Raw genomic sequence first — 14,154 nt, 5'->3', positions numbered from 1 at the left:
GTGTAATGAGTATATAATTTAGTCTTCTAATAATTCTGGTCGACTTAATATCAGTTCAATTTTCTTGATAGTAATGGTGATTTGACTCATTTGTAATTCGATGTTTCTAAAGAATAAACTAATGTCTCTATTTACCCAACTCTCAGAGATTACTCTTGATCCTAAGCTAATTCTTAAGATAGCACTTTCGATTTCATTAGAATATTTTACGTTTACTGCTTGACCAATGTGGCATTTTTGCGCAGCAAGTCTAATGATTTCAAGCGAAGAATCTTCAAACAGATCTGATAAATCCGAATTCAATAACGTATAGAGTTTTTTTACTTTATCTACAGACAGTGCTTCATTATTATCAAGGATGAAAAAAGGAAATATGGTACGAATGTTTCTAATTCCAAATTCCTTACTAGTGTAACTATTCGTTTTAGTTTCATCGCTGTAAATAGGCTCAAGGAAACTAGCATCATTTATAGAGTCTTCAACAAAATTACAAAACATTTCGATACCCATATTTCGATATAAAATAGGTGTTTTGTAGTACCTACTCATTTCAACTATAGCAGCATTCCAGCGCATGTAAGAACCATAATTATAACCATCAGATAATTCAGTTGAACAAAACCATGATGTTGGCCAATCAGAATGATTATAATATTTAGTTAAACCTGCAGGCAATGTATTTTTTACTGACTGAATTAATTTATTAACGCCCTTAGGTAAAATTAATGCCCCAGAATAGGGAGGGCCAGTAAAGAATTTACTTCCTGTTATGGTAACGATGTAGCCTTTGTTTAAATAATGCTGTATGTCTTTAGGATCCAGTCTAAGTTGTGAACCATCAACAATTATTTGCATTGATAAATCCTCTAGTGTGTTTAGTTTTTTAATAAGTTCATCAGTAGGAGCTTGGTACCCTAATTTTGATTGGTCCATAGTGTGTAAAACTACGTGTCTACCTAATTCTTTGGTTTTAGCAACTGCGTCAAAAACTTCTTTATCTAATTGTGTTGGCGATTTTAAGGCACCATTTTCATCTCTAAAAGGGATTTTTATTACTTCTACATCTCTAAAACCTTCAATTCTATCGCCTTTTTTAATAGGAATATTTAATGCTGTTGTGTTTTCAAAATGACATCCTTTTAATGCTGCAGCAACACCGCTACCAGTTTCATCAGAGGCTACTAAAATATGTGTAATTTCTTTATCAGAAATAATTTGAGTTATCGCTGCAATTTGAAGTGCGGAATCAGTACCTGATGGTGAAAAAATGATTTCACATTCCTCATTTAATTTGAATATTTTTCTAAGATTACTTTTTAGTAATTCCGAAAATTCGATTGTGGCCTTTTTGAAACCATTTTTTAAGCTATTTCTAATTAATATGCTTCTTACTTTATCTGTTTTGTCAAAAGCAAAGTTAGAAACACTTGACGCTGTTGATGAGGCAAAAGTAAATGCGTCAGGTCTTGGAAATGGGCGGCAACCATATTTATTTAGTAAGTGAATTTCGTCAATATTCAATCTTAAATCTCCTCCAGACATCAATAAATATTCTGTAGGTCTAGCTAGATTTTCTATAATTGGCTTCCAAGATTCTTTAAACACATTATTTGAAGTTTTTACTCTATGAAAAGATTGTAACTCTTCGTTTTTAAATAATGATTCCGTGCTTAAATCGACATCCTTTTTAATTAAATTGATTAAAAGATAATCAAGATCTTCTAATTTTTCTTTATCATTTTTAGGCAGTAGGTTATAAAATATGCGCGTCACTTCTAGTGCTGCAATATCGCATAAAACGGCATCTTCTTTCTCATTATTCAATGCTTTGTACCACAATTGCCACTCAATACCATATCTTAAATAAAGGAGTGCTAAAATGGGTTTATCTAAAAATGACGAACCAATAATAATTGACTTGTTAGGTACAATTCTAAAGATAGTAGGCTCACTAGTAGAAGTGATAATATTGATGTTATTTATTTTAGGTACGGTATTAAATCTTTTTAATATACGAACTAAATAGTTTACATTCTCTTTCTCAAATAGACTACTTCTTTTGTATTGATTTTCAATTAGAATGTTGTTTGTCATAGGTATTATAATTTAAAACGTTCGGTAGAACGCTATTCTTTAAGCACAATATTCAGTTAAATAAATCTTTTTTATTGTTTCCTGAACCAAGCGTTTAATCATAACTAAATTAAGCATAGCTCAGTCATTTAAATTTACTATTTGGCCACTGTTATAAAAATGACAATATAGTACTTTTTAATGATTTTTAAAGCCGCTAATTAATTTGAAATATCTTTTGAATTGATGGCGATTTCCCCCAAATTTCAACTTACTCTCTTCAACAAGGATAGCTATTCCTATTGTAGGATAAATTAATTTTTAACAAATAATATTAAAACAAATAGTTTGAAATCTACTGTTTTTATGCCAATAATTTGTGTCAAAAATTAGGCAAATATAAGGAACTTCTAGAGATGTAGAAAATAAATGTTTTATGAACAGTTTAGTAGACTTTGATATAATGTAAATAATATGTTAATAGGTACTTTTATTTAAGGTGAATTATTGAATAAGAGAAAAAAAACATTCATTTCTAGACTAACTAAATATAAAAAACAATAGCATGGCAACTGGCGAATAAAAACCTGTTTAGGTAAAGCGCTTCGTAAATAACTCTTTCGATAAAAACTTCTCACTAATCGCAGTTGGTCTAAAAAAAAAGTCCAAACAATATATTTGGACTTCTTTATATTTAAAACACTTAAGCTATCTAGGTAAGCATCATTTGCGAATACGTAATCAGCACAATTGCTAGTAATGCAAATACAAGTCCTATGTAATTTTTAGTATTCAGTTTTTCTTTAAAAACGAGAACACCTACTATACTTCCCATGACAATTACACCCATATTCATTGCAGCGAACACTGTCGATGGATTTTTGGCGAAAGCCTGATGTGCTTTTAGATAAAACAAGATATTCCCAAAATTGAATAAACCTACCAGTAACCCAAAGAGAAGGTTTTGTAACTGTATTTTGGTTTTCTTTACAATGATTTCGTATATCACAAATGTAAGTATAACGAGTAACGAAATCACGAATGTGATAAGTAGTGATGTAGTAAATGGCAGGCTTGTTGCCAAAGCGATTTGCTTGAACAAAATATCGATTGCTCCAAACCCAACTAAGACAATCGCTGGGTAGATCCAATTGCTGTTCTTATTATCGGTTTTTTTAGAAAGGATGAGCAGTAGGGCAGGCAGTGCGATTAAAAAAGCAACTAGCTTGTAACTATTGAACTCTTCATCAAATAATAACCAAGCGGCAACAATGGGGATAAAGAGTGATAAGCGCTGAGCGGCATCTGTTTTTACAATTCCCATGTGTTTTATAGAGGCAGCCAGTACTAAAAAAATCACGGGCAATAAAATCCCTAACGGAATGTATATTTCCCAAGGCGCCGTGTGATCAATTGCCGTTAACTCTGGCTGGAAAAATAAAAAGCAAAGTACAATTGCCATGACATAATTCCAGGCCACAACTTGGCTGATGATTAAGTTTTTCTTGCGACCCACTTTAAAAATCACGCCTACTGTAACGCTACATAAAATGCTTAAAATAAGAAATAACATGCGTATAATTTTAATTAAAATATCGTTTACATAAAAAAACTCCAGCCTAAGCTAGAGTTTTTATTATAGTTGGGAGTAGGTTTTATGCCTCTTCCATAGTGTGATAAACGTTCATAACGTCATCATCTTCTTCTAATTTTTCGATTAGTTTCTCTACATCAGCCATTTCAGCTTCAGAGATCGCTTTAGTAATTTGCGGAATTCTTTCGAAACCAGAAGATAAAATCTCAAGATTGCGATTTTCTAATTCTTTTTGGATTGTTCCAAAACTTGCAAAAGGCGCATAGATTAAAATTCCGTCTTCGTCTTCAAAAACTTCTTCAGCACCAAAATCAATAAATTCTAACTCTAATTCTTCGGCATCAAGTCCTTCAGCAGGAATCCTGAAATTACAAGTGTGGTCAAACATGAATTCTACAGATCCTTGAGTTCCCATGGTACCGTTACATTTGTTAAAATAACTTCTAACATTAGCAACTGTTCTATTGTTATTATCAGTAGCAGTTTCAACTAGAATAGCAATTCCGTGAGGTGCATACCCTTCAAATAAAACCTCTTTATAGTTAGCTGTATCTTTATCAGTGGCTTTTTTAATGGCACGCTCTACATTTTCCTTAGGCATATTAGCTGCCTTAGAGTTTTGAATAACGGCTCTTAATCTTGAATTGGCATCAGGATTTGGTCCACCTTCCTTAACGGCCATTACAATGTCTTTTCCAATTCTGGTAAATGCTTTAGCCATTGCTGACCAACGTTTCATTTTTCTACCTTTTCTGAATTCAAACGCTCTTCCCATTTCTGATTTTTATTTTTAATGCGGTGCAAAAATACAATTATTCTGTAAGTTTCAAAGATTCTAGGTCGCTAAGTTTTTAAGTTGGTTTACTGCAAATTCTTGACAATAAATGCCTGAATGTGCGCAACAATTTATTATTCTCTTAAAATTGAAAACTAACTTAGTAACTCAAGATCTCAGTAACTCTTTTTTATTTTTTGTAAAAAGGCAATTTTACCACCTTAGCAGCAACATCTTTTTTACGTATTCTAATATAAATATCACTTTCAAGAGCGCTATTATCCATAGTTACATAACCTAGTCCTATTCCTTTATTCATAGAAGGTGACATTGTTCCTGAGGTTACAATTCCAATCACATTTCCAGATGCGTCTACGATTTCGTAATCATGTCTAGGTACTGCGCGTTCTTGCATTTCAAAGGCTACTAATTTTCTAGTAACACCCGCTTCTTTTTGTTTTTTTAAGTTTTCAGAGTTTGTAAATTCTTTAGTGAATTTAGTAATCCATCCTAAACCTGCTTCCAGTGGAGATGTTGTGTCGCTAATGTCGTTGCCGTACAAACAAAAACCCATTTCTAAACGCAATGTATCTCTTGCTGCTAAACCTATTGGTTTGATTCCGAATGCTGCTCCAGCCTCAAAAACTTTATTCCAAATCACCTCAGCATCGCTGTTTTTACAGTAGATTTCAAAACCACCTGAACCCGTATAACCAGTCGCAGAAATGATTACATTATCAATTCCAGCAAAATCAGCAACTTCAAAGTGGTAGTATTTAATCGCGCTCAAATCAATAGATGATAAGGCCTGCATTGCTTCAACCGCTTTTGGTCCTTGAATTGCTAATAAAGAGTACTCCTCAGATAGGTCTTTCATGTCAACACCTAAATCGTTGTGAGACGAAATCCAGTTCCAATCTTTTTCAATATTTGAAGCATTTACTACTAATAAATACTCTTCTTCTTTCATTTTATAGATAATCAAATCATCCACAACACCACCGTCATTGTTAGGTAAACAAGAATATTGCGCTCTACCAACTGTTAAAACTGATGCATCATTTGAAGTTACTTTTTGGATCAAAGCCAAAGCATTTGGACCCGAAAGTAAAAATTCTCCCATGTGCGATACATCAAAAACTCCTACGTCTTTACGTACCGTTTCATGTTCGGCATTAATTCCCTCATAGGTAATTGGCATATTGTATCCAGCAAACGGAAGCATTTTTGCTCCTAAACTTTCGTGTATGTGCGTAAGCGCAGTATTTTTCATTGTGTGTAAGTATAAAATTTAAGTGGCTAATTTATTGAAAAATTATCATATTTAAAGTATCATTTATGTTTATTCAGTACTTTTTAGGAGCTATTTCCAGCTATCCGTTGCAATCTTTTACTTTTTAAAGAAAAAAGTAAAAGGATTTCCACTGCTATCTGGGCTAAGGCTGCTCGTTATACTATAATTTTTGTATTTTTAAGCAAACTAATAAAATGAAACAGGCTGTTGTTGTCAATAAAAACGAAATCCTAAAACGGTACAAACCTATAGATTCTCATACACACAAAGGAATTCAAGGCCACGCCTTAATTATAGCTGGGAGTTATGGTAAAATGGGTGCGGCAGTATTGTCTTCAAAATCATGCTTAAAGACAGGATGCGGACTAGTTACTGCCTTAGTTCCTAAATGTGGTTACGAGATTCTCCAGATTTCAAATCCCGAAGTCATGACGCTTACTGATGAAAACGAGCAGTATATTACTAATATTATATTCGATATAAAACCACAAGCAATTGGTATTGGCCCTGGTTTAGGACAAGCAATGGAAACTCAAAAAGCATTTCAGGAATTTTTAAAAACTAATAAAACGCCATTAGTAATTGATGCTGATGCGTTGAATATTTTGTCGGTCAATAAAAATTGGTTGGCATTATTAAAACCCAAAACAATTTTAACACCACACCCCAAAGAACTGGAACGATTAATAGGCAAGTGGAGTGGGGAGGAAGAGAAAATGGATAAAACAATTGCCTTTTCAAAACAATACAATTTGGTTATTGTAATGAAAGGTGCGCCAACTCATATTATTGATGGTGAAACTGTTTATCAAAACACAACGGGAAACGCCGCTCTAGCAACAGCAGGAAGTGGCGATGTCCTAACCGGAATAATTACAAGTTTCTTGGCACAAGGTTATGAAGCTATTGATGCAGCAATTATGGGAGTCTATATTCATGGATTAACTGCTAATATTGCTTTGCCTGAAACCGGTTACCAATCTTTTATCGCTTCGAGTTGCATTGATAATATTGGAAAAGCCTTTCTATCCCTTGAAAATACTAGTAAATAACCACAATATATAAACGTACTTATTTGTAAGTTTGTACCTCAGTAAATTTCGATTATGAAAACTAATATTAATCTTCGCACCGTAAATGTTACACGGTACATCACTCCTTTACGTGAAGGTGGTTCGTTACCCGCTTTGGCGGAAGCCGATGATGATTTTAAATATGTCCTTAAATTTAAAGGAGCAGGTCACGGTGTAAAAGCCTTGATAGCTGAGTTAATAGGAGGTGAAATTGCCCGCGCGCTAAAACTTAGAATTCCTGAATTAGTGTACGCCAACCTAGACGAAGCCTTTGGACGTACTGAGGCCGATGAAGAAATTCAAGATTTGCTGCAAGGCAGTCAAGGATTAAATCTAGCATTGCATTTTTTATCAGGCGCAATTAATTATGATCCCGTAGTAACCACTGTTGATCCTGTTTTAGCCTCACAAATTGTGTGGTTAGACGCTTACATAACTAATGTTGATCGCACTTTTAGAAATACCAATATGTTGATTTGGCATAAGGAATTATGGCTCATCGATCACGGTGCAAGTTTGTACTTTCACCACTCTTGGACCAATTGGGAAAAACATGCTCAAAGTCCGTTTGCACTAATTAAAGATCATGTATTGTTACCACAAGCAAGTGAATTAATAGCTATAGATGCTGCCTTTAATGCAATATTAACTCCCGAAGTATTGACTGAAATTGTCAATCTTATTCCAATAGATTGGTTACAGTGGGAGGACGTTGAAGCCACACCTGAAGAGTTGCGAAATGTATACTTGCAGTTCTTGTTGACCCGATTAAATCATTCAGAAATTTTTATTAAGGAAGCACAAAATGCAAGAGAAAAACTTATATGAGTACGCCGTAATTCGGGTTGTACCTAGGGTAGAACGCGAAGAATTTCTGAATGTGGGGATTATTCTTTTTTGCAAAAAAGCCAAATTTATAAAAGTACTTCATTTAGTACCTCTTGAAAAAATCCTAGCATTATCACATGAAGCCGATGTGGAGCAAATTCAAGCAAATATTATTGCTTTTGAAAAAGTGGGACAAGGAGCTAAAGATGGCGGTCCTATCGCTATGATGGACATTCCGTCTCGTTTTCGTTGGTTGACTGCTTTACGAAGTTCTGTTATTCAAACCTCAAGACCACATCCAGGACTTTGTGATGACTTAGATAAAACAGCGCAGCGTTTGTTTCAAGAACTGGTACTTTAAATTATAGGACTTTACGCTTTAAGGATGAAAAAAAAATTGGCATGTAGATTTGAATATTTAAGGAAATCAGTTATGATTATTCTGCTAAAATTTGTGAAATATTCATGCTTTTTATAATTAGAAACTTAATAATGGATTGCCGTATTAAGTTATATAGTATATGTGGTAAGAATTTCGTGCCGTTTTTTTTAGCTTATTGTTTTTTCTAATACCATAAATTCTAATGGAGTAGTAACGATTGGAATGTGAATGTCACCCACTGGAAAAGCTTCTCTCGCTCCAGTGTCTACGTAGCCGTGGCGTTTGTACCACGCGATTAATTCTTCTCGCAGTGAAATTACGGTCATGACAATTGTTTTTAAACCTAATGTTTGCAAATGATTTTCGGCAGCAGTTAATAGTTTTTTACCAATACCACTGTTTTGTAATGTTGGAGAAACGGTTAGCATCCCTAAGTAGAGTTTGTTTTCTTTTTGGATTAATAACACACAGCCTAAAATTTGATTTTGTTCAGTGAATTTTAAGAATGTGTTTTTAGGATCATCAAAAATTCCGATTAGTTCTTGTTCATTTGTTCGGCTGCCTTCTAATATGTTGGCTTCTGTTGTCCATCCTTTTTTGGAGGTTTCACCACGGTAAGCTGAATTGATCAATATATTCAAGAACGGGATATCGGTAAGTATTGCTTTTGAAATCATGGCTTTTTAAGTAATGGTATGTTCTGGTTTCAAAGATAAAAAATCAGCTAAATATTAGGATGATTTATACTTTATTTTCTTTTTTTAAATAAAACATCAGCTTTAGATAAATATAATTTGCAATAATTTTAAAATTAAATTATTACTAAAAAAGCAACTATTTATGATACTGATTTTTCTAATAAATACAGCATATGTTTAGACAAAAAAAGCGACCAACTTACCGTAAGTTGGTCGCTTTTTTCGCACTATATTTTAGAAATTTTAAAAAGAAGTGTTCGTAATTCTAGCTTATTTTTTATTAAATAAAACGTCAGCGTGTACTGCTACTTCGCTCCATGTTTTACTAACACCATCTTTACCAGTGTGCAAAGCTTCGCAAGCTTTATTTATAGAAGCTACAGCTGCTAAAGCATCCCAGTTTTCTAAATTCATTACACCATCAAAGGATGCATTTGTATCACTATTTTCAGTATATTTTAAAGGAATATTAGCTGTTTTTCCGTTAAGTGTTACATCAATTGAACAAGTGTTGTCTGCAGCAACTTTAAATTCACCATCAATAAGCGTAGTGTTTTTCATTGCTCCAAAAAAGAATTTTAGGATTTTAGGATCTCTAGTTCCAGTAACATCGTTTGTGAATAAACTACTTACAGGAATGTTGAATTTAGTTCCGTTTAAAGCTTCAAGAGCTGTTTTTCCTTCTCCAGTGTTTGTTAACGTAATTTCTTTGAATGTTCCACCTACGGCTACTTTATCAGTAGTCTTGTAAGCTACGAAGCTTACTTTAGTAGAGTCATTGATAACGCTATAGGTTCCTTCAGTAGTTTGAGGTGTTGTAGCTTCTACATCAGTAGTTGTTTCCTCAGTACTTTTTTTAGAATCTTTACAGCTAATCGCTGAGATCATAATTATACTTAGAGCAATCAGTTTTAAGTTTTTCATTTTGCTTTTAATTTTTTAAATTATGTTGTAAAATTAAACATTAATAGTGTCACAATATTAATTTAGATGAGGAAGTGTTTCTTGATTAATGTTAAATTGTACGCAATAGAATGTTAACATCTGTTAATATTGTATTGCTGATTGAATAATAAAGACTTAAATGTTGTGGTTATTACTGTGAATTTATACCAGAGTTTCTCCATTTAAATCGGTTGTTAGCACTGAGCTCATGTAATCAAAGAAAGGACGTACGGAGTTAAATAAGGTATCGACTTTATGAAGAAAATCGGGTTGCAGTACTTCCTGATCTGTGAAAACGTGTCTTAAAATGAATTGTTTGTGTCGGATTAAATCAATGGCTTCATGATCTTTAGAGAATCCTCTTGGCGAGGTTAAAACTTTGCTTCCTGCTAATACTACGAAATTTTCTTTTATGATTTTAGAATCTAAAATAGCGTACCATTCTTTGTAGTTTATCTCAATATCCTGCCTAATTCGTTTTAAATCGACTGGATTGGGAGAGAAAAAACCACAAGCAAGAAAGTTGTTACCGGGTTGGATGTTGACATAATAGCCTCCTCTTTTGGAACTAGTGGCACGTTGCAAGCTAAAAGCAAATCTAGGCTTGTAAGGTAATTTATCTTTACTGAAACGAACATCATTATAAATGCGGTAAAGACTTTTTTTAGCCGATTGATTGTCGAGTATGTCATGCGAGTTCATGCAAGTAATAAGCTCTTCTACAAAATTGATCATGTTACTTTGTGCCTCAAGATAGCTTTCTTTATGATCTGCGAACCAATCTCTATTATTGTTCTTTTCCAGATTTTTTAAAAAAGTAATGCTGCTTGGGAGTATAGAGGTATTTTTCATTTAATTAATTATATTGGGTTATTGCTATTTACGTACAATTGTAAACTTAATCCCCAAATTTAGTCAACTTTTTTTAGGTAGTCAAAATGGTTGGGATTAAAGTTTTCTTGTTTTTACTGCTGTAAATTAATTGTGTAATTCGCATAGCCCTGATAGGAGCGGCATCCTTTATGTTCTTTCTTTAAGAACATAAAGATAGAGCGGATAGCGGGAAAAAGCTCCTTAATTAAAAAAACTGTCAATTTGCTTTTAGTAGAACCAATGACAGTGGGAGTAAAATGTCATGTTGTCAGATTATTTTCCGCCATTTTAACAAAAACTGACAATTAATTGGAGTGTTTTGGGTTGGCACAAAGATTGCTTTACAGTCATCAAGTAATAAAAACGAATATACATTAAATTAAAATATATTAAAAATGGGTAAAATAATCGGAATTGATTTAGGTACGACAAACTCTTGTGTTTCTGTAATGGAAGGTAATGAAGCAGTTGTTATTCCTAATGCAGAAGGAAAAAGAACTACACCATCTATCATCGCTTTTGTAGAAGGTGGAGAAATTAAAGTGGGAGATCCTGCTAAAAGACAAGCGGTAACTAATCCAACTAAGACTATTGCTTCTATTAAACGTTTTATGGGACGTGGTTTTGGTGAAGTTTCGGCTGAAGCAAAAAGAGTTTCTTACAAGATTGTAAAAGGAGATAACAATACGCCACGTGTGGATATTGATGGTCGTTTATATTCTGCACAAGAATTGTCAGCAATGACTCTTCAAAAAATGAAAAAAACTGCTGAAGACTATTTAGGTCAAACAGTTACTGAAGCGGTTATTACTGTTCCTGCTTACTTTAATGATGCACAACGTCAAGCTACGAAAGAAGCTGGAGAAATTGCAGGTCTTAAAGTTATGCGTATCATCAATGAGCCAACTGCTGCGGCATTAGCTTACGGATTAGACAAAAAAGGAACAGATCAAAAAATTGCTGTTTACGATTTAGGTGGAGGTACATTTGATATTTCTGTTCTTGAATTAGGAGACGGAGTTTTTGAAGTATTATCTACAAACGGAGATACTCACTTAGGTGGAGATGATTTTGACCATGAAATTATTGACTGGTTAGCTGACGAATTTAAAACGGAAGAAGGTATTGACTTACGTCTTGACCCAATGTCATTACAACGTTTAAAAGAAGCTGCTGAGAAAGCTAAAATTGAATTGTCATCTTCTACTGAAACTGAAATCAACTTACCTTACGTAACGGCTACAGCTTCAGGACCAAAACACTTAGTTAAAAAATTAACTAGAGCTAAATTTGAGCAATTAACTGATTCATTAGTGAAACGTTCTATGGCACCAGTTGCTAGAGCGTTGAAAGATGCAGGTTTATCTGTTTCTGATATTGACGAAGTAATCTTAGTTGGTGGATCTACACGTATGCCAAAAATTGCTGAAGAAGTTGAAAAATTCTTTGGTAAAAAAGCGTCTAAAGGAGTTAACCCTGATGAGGTTGTTGCAATTGGAGCAGCTATTCAAGGTGGAGTTCTTTCTGGAGATGTAAAAGATGTATTGTTATTAGACGTTACACCTTTATCTTTAGGTATCGAAACTATGGGTGGAATTATGACTATCTTAATTGAAGCTAATACTACTATCCCAACTAAAAAATCACAAGTATTCTCTACAGCTGCAGATTCTCAGCCAACTGTTGAACTACACGTTCTTCAAGGAGCTAGACCAATGGCTGCAGATAACAATACAATTGGACGTTTTAACTTAGACGGTATTCCACCAGCACCAAGAGGAGTTCCTCAAATTGAGGTATCTTTTGATATTGATGCAAATGGTATCATCAAAGTTTCAGCTACTGATAAAGGAACTGGAAAATCTCATGATATCCGTATCGAAGCTTCTTCGGGATTAACTTCTGAAGAAATCGAAAGAATGAAACAAGATGCTGAAGCTAACGCTGAGTCTGACAAAGCTGCAAGAGAAAGAGCTGAAAAATTGAACGAAGCAGATGGAATGATTTTCCAAACTGAAACTCAATTAAAAGATCTTGGAGATAAATTAGCTGATGATCATAAAGTTGCTGTAGAATATGCATTGACTGAATTGAGAATGGCACACCAATCTCAAGACATTCCTGCAATCCAAACTGCACTTGATAACATCAACGCTGCTTGGAAAACTGCTACTGAAGCAATGTACGCACAAGGAGAACAAGGTCAAGCTGCTACAGAGCCACAAGCTGCTGCGCAAGGAGATGATGTTCAAGATGTAGACTACGAAGAAGTAAAATAATTTCTTTTAGTGAAGTGATTCGTCATTGATCTTACATTATATTAAAACCGTTCACTTATGTGAACGGTTTTTTTTTGTAGTTTGCTATTTATAAATGAAACATGATTTATCTCATAAACGGAATTATTATTTAGGGATATCTTTGTTTAAATAATTAATTTAAGAGTGTTTCATTTATAATGAACTTCATATTTGTTAATGCGTTATTCATTACAAAATCTTTTTTGTAATATTACTGTATATATTATTTTAAATGAGAAAGATTAAATTCAAAAAGAACAGAAAACTACAACCTAATAAACTTGAGTACACCGGAAGTCACAAAAAAATGGAGTCAGAGATGCAATTATTTGTTTATGACGCTGTTGATTTTATTGAATATGCTGATATAGAAACAACTGATTTAAAAGCTACAATAAATGATCAAAAGATAAACTGGCTCAATTTACATGGCTTAAATGAAATGGAAATTATTGAAGCCATTGGAGCCTTTTTCAAAATTGATAATTTTTTGCTTTCGGATATTTTAAATACAACGCGTAGAACCAAGTTAGAAGAATCACCGGAGACTTTATTCTTTAATATAAAGTCGATGCTGCCAACGGAAAATTCCGATAATATTAGTGTGGAGCAAATCAGTTTTTTGATAAAAAATAATATCTTAATCTCTTTTCAGGAAAAAAGAAGTGATTTCTTCTCACACATAAGAGAGCGTATTCGCACGCATTCTGGAAATGTTAGAAATAAAAAAGCCGACTTCTTACTCTATTTATTATTAGATGCTGTGATGGAAAATTTTTATGTTACTATCGAAAATGAAGAAGATAAAGTAGAAGAGTTAATTAATCTTTCTAAAAATAGTGCCGATCCCAATATTTTGATTCGGATTGAGAAACATAGGGACAACTTTAATTTTTTAAAAAGAGCTATTATTCCGCTCAGGGACTCCTTATACGCCATAAAAAGTTTAAAAGAAGACGAAGATTTTTGTGTGATTGAATCAGAGTCGTTTGGTTATTTTTCTCGATTACATCAAAAAAGTCTAGAGCTTTTAGAGCAAATAGAGTCGGATATGGGGATGTTAGAAAGTGCTTCTAGTTTTTTCTTTTCATCTCAATCGCATAAAATGAATGAGATTATGAAGACCCTAACAATTGTTTCGGCAATATTTATTCCACTTACCTTTATCGTAGGAGTTTACGGAATGAACTTTGAACATATGCCTGAATTAAAATATCAAAATGGCTATTATACCGTTATAGCAGTCATGGTTCTCATAGGGATTATCATGATCTTCTACTTTAAAAAAAGAAAATGGTTTTAGAATTAAAAATCGTAAT

Annotated in this window: 12 protein-coding genes; 5 read left to right on the top strand and 7 right to left on the bottom strand. The window is 33.5% G+C overall.

What is annotated here, in order from left to right; translation table 11 throughout:
- Positions 1 to 18 precede the first annotated feature (18 nt).
- The 4 genes from HNP99_RS09170 to gcvT form a co-directional block, all read right to left on the bottom strand.
- On the bottom strand, positions 19 to 2,094 hold the full coding sequence (locus tag HNP99_RS09170) for a hypothetical protein (protein ID WP_173853074.1): 2,076 nt from the start codon (positions 2,092 to 2,094) through the stop codon (positions 19 to 21).
- A gap of 691 nt (positions 2,095 to 2,785) precedes the next feature.
- Positions 2,786 to 3,646 carry an EamA family transporter gene (locus HNP99_RS09165; RefSeq protein ID WP_173853073.1) on the bottom strand — a complete coding sequence of 287 codons (861 nt, stop codon included), beginning with the start codon at positions 3,644 to 3,646 and terminating at the stop codon, positions 2,786 to 2,788.
- 82 nt (positions 3,647 to 3,728) lie between these two features.
- A complete protein-coding gene (locus HNP99_RS09160) occupies positions 3,729 to 4,442 on the bottom strand; it encodes a YebC/PmpR family DNA-binding transcriptional regulator (protein WP_173853072.1) in 714 nt (237 codons plus the stop codon).
- 190 nt (positions 4,443 to 4,632) lie between these two features.
- Positions 4,633 to 5,715, bottom strand: coding sequence for a glycine cleavage system aminomethyltransferase GcvT (gcvT, locus tag HNP99_RS09155; protein ID WP_173853071.1), 1,083 nt, complete (start codon positions 5,713 to 5,715; stop codon positions 4,633 to 4,635).
- A 215-nt stretch (positions 5,716 to 5,930) separates the two neighbouring features.
- Between gcvT and HNP99_RS09150 the strand changes: the two genes are divergently transcribed.
- From HNP99_RS09150 to HNP99_RS09140, 3 genes are read left to right on the top strand one after another with little or no spacing between them, the layout of a single operon-like run.
- Positions 5,931 to 6,788 (top strand): NAD(P)H-hydrate dehydratase, encoded by an 858-nt coding sequence (locus HNP99_RS09150; protein ID WP_173853070.1) that lies wholly within the window; start codon positions 5,931 to 5,933, stop codon positions 6,786 to 6,788.
- A 54-nt stretch (positions 6,789 to 6,842) separates the two neighbouring features.
- Positions 6,843 to 7,637: a HipA family kinase gene (locus HNP99_RS09145; protein WP_173853069.1), complete on the top strand. Its 795-nt coding sequence runs from the start codon at positions 6,843 to 6,845 to the stop codon at positions 7,635 to 7,637.
- Positions 7,615 to 7,998: a DUF3037 domain-containing protein gene (locus tag HNP99_RS09140; protein ID WP_173853068.1), complete on the top strand. Its 384-nt coding sequence runs from the start codon at positions 7,615 to 7,617 to the stop codon at positions 7,996 to 7,998. Before HNP99_RS09145 ends, HNP99_RS09140 begins: the two co-directional genes overlap by 23 nt.
- Positions 7,999 to 8,186: 188 nt before the next feature.
- Here HNP99_RS09140 and HNP99_RS09135 read toward each other — a convergent pair whose 3' ends face one another.
- From HNP99_RS09135 to HNP99_RS09125, 3 genes are all read right to left on the bottom strand, one after another.
- Positions 8,187 to 8,696, bottom strand: coding sequence for a GNAT family N-acetyltransferase (locus HNP99_RS09135; protein WP_173853067.1), 510 nt, complete (start codon positions 8,694 to 8,696; stop codon positions 8,187 to 8,189).
- A 291-nt stretch (positions 8,697 to 8,987) separates the two neighbouring features.
- The gene (locus HNP99_RS09130) at positions 8,988 to 9,641 is read right to left on the bottom strand and encodes a hypothetical protein (RefSeq protein WP_173853066.1); all 654 of its coding nucleotides are present in this window, start codon (positions 9,639 to 9,641) and stop codon (positions 8,988 to 8,990) included.
- 183 nt (positions 9,642 to 9,824) lie between these two features.
- Entirely contained in the window at positions 9,825 to 10,514 is a 690-nt protein-coding gene (locus HNP99_RS09125) for a DUF2461 domain-containing protein (protein ID WP_173853065.1), read from the bottom strand.
- Positions 10,515 to 10,930: 416 nt separating this feature from the next.
- Here HNP99_RS09125 and dnaK point away from each other — a divergent pair, with 416 nt between their 5' ends.
- Both dnaK and corA read left to right on the top strand, forming a co-directional pair.
- On the top strand, positions 10,931 to 12,814 hold the full coding sequence (gene dnaK, locus HNP99_RS09120) for a molecular chaperone DnaK (RefSeq protein ID WP_173853064.1): 1,884 nt from the start codon (positions 10,931 to 10,933) through the stop codon (positions 12,812 to 12,814).
- 253 nt (positions 12,815 to 13,067) lie between these two features.
- Positions 13,068 to 14,138, top strand: a complete 1,071-nt coding sequence (gene corA, locus HNP99_RS09115) for a magnesium/cobalt transporter CorA (protein ID WP_173853063.1) — start codon at positions 13,068 to 13,070, stop codon at positions 14,136 to 14,138.
- Positions 14,139 to 14,154 lie beyond the last annotated feature (16 nt).

It is taken from the genome of Flavobacterium gelidicaeli (genome assembly GCF_013294005.1).
Lineage (GTDB): Bacteria > Bacteroidota > Bacteroidia > Flavobacteriales > Flavobacteriaceae > Flavobacterium.
This window is presented reverse-complemented; position numbering and strand designations above follow the sequence as displayed.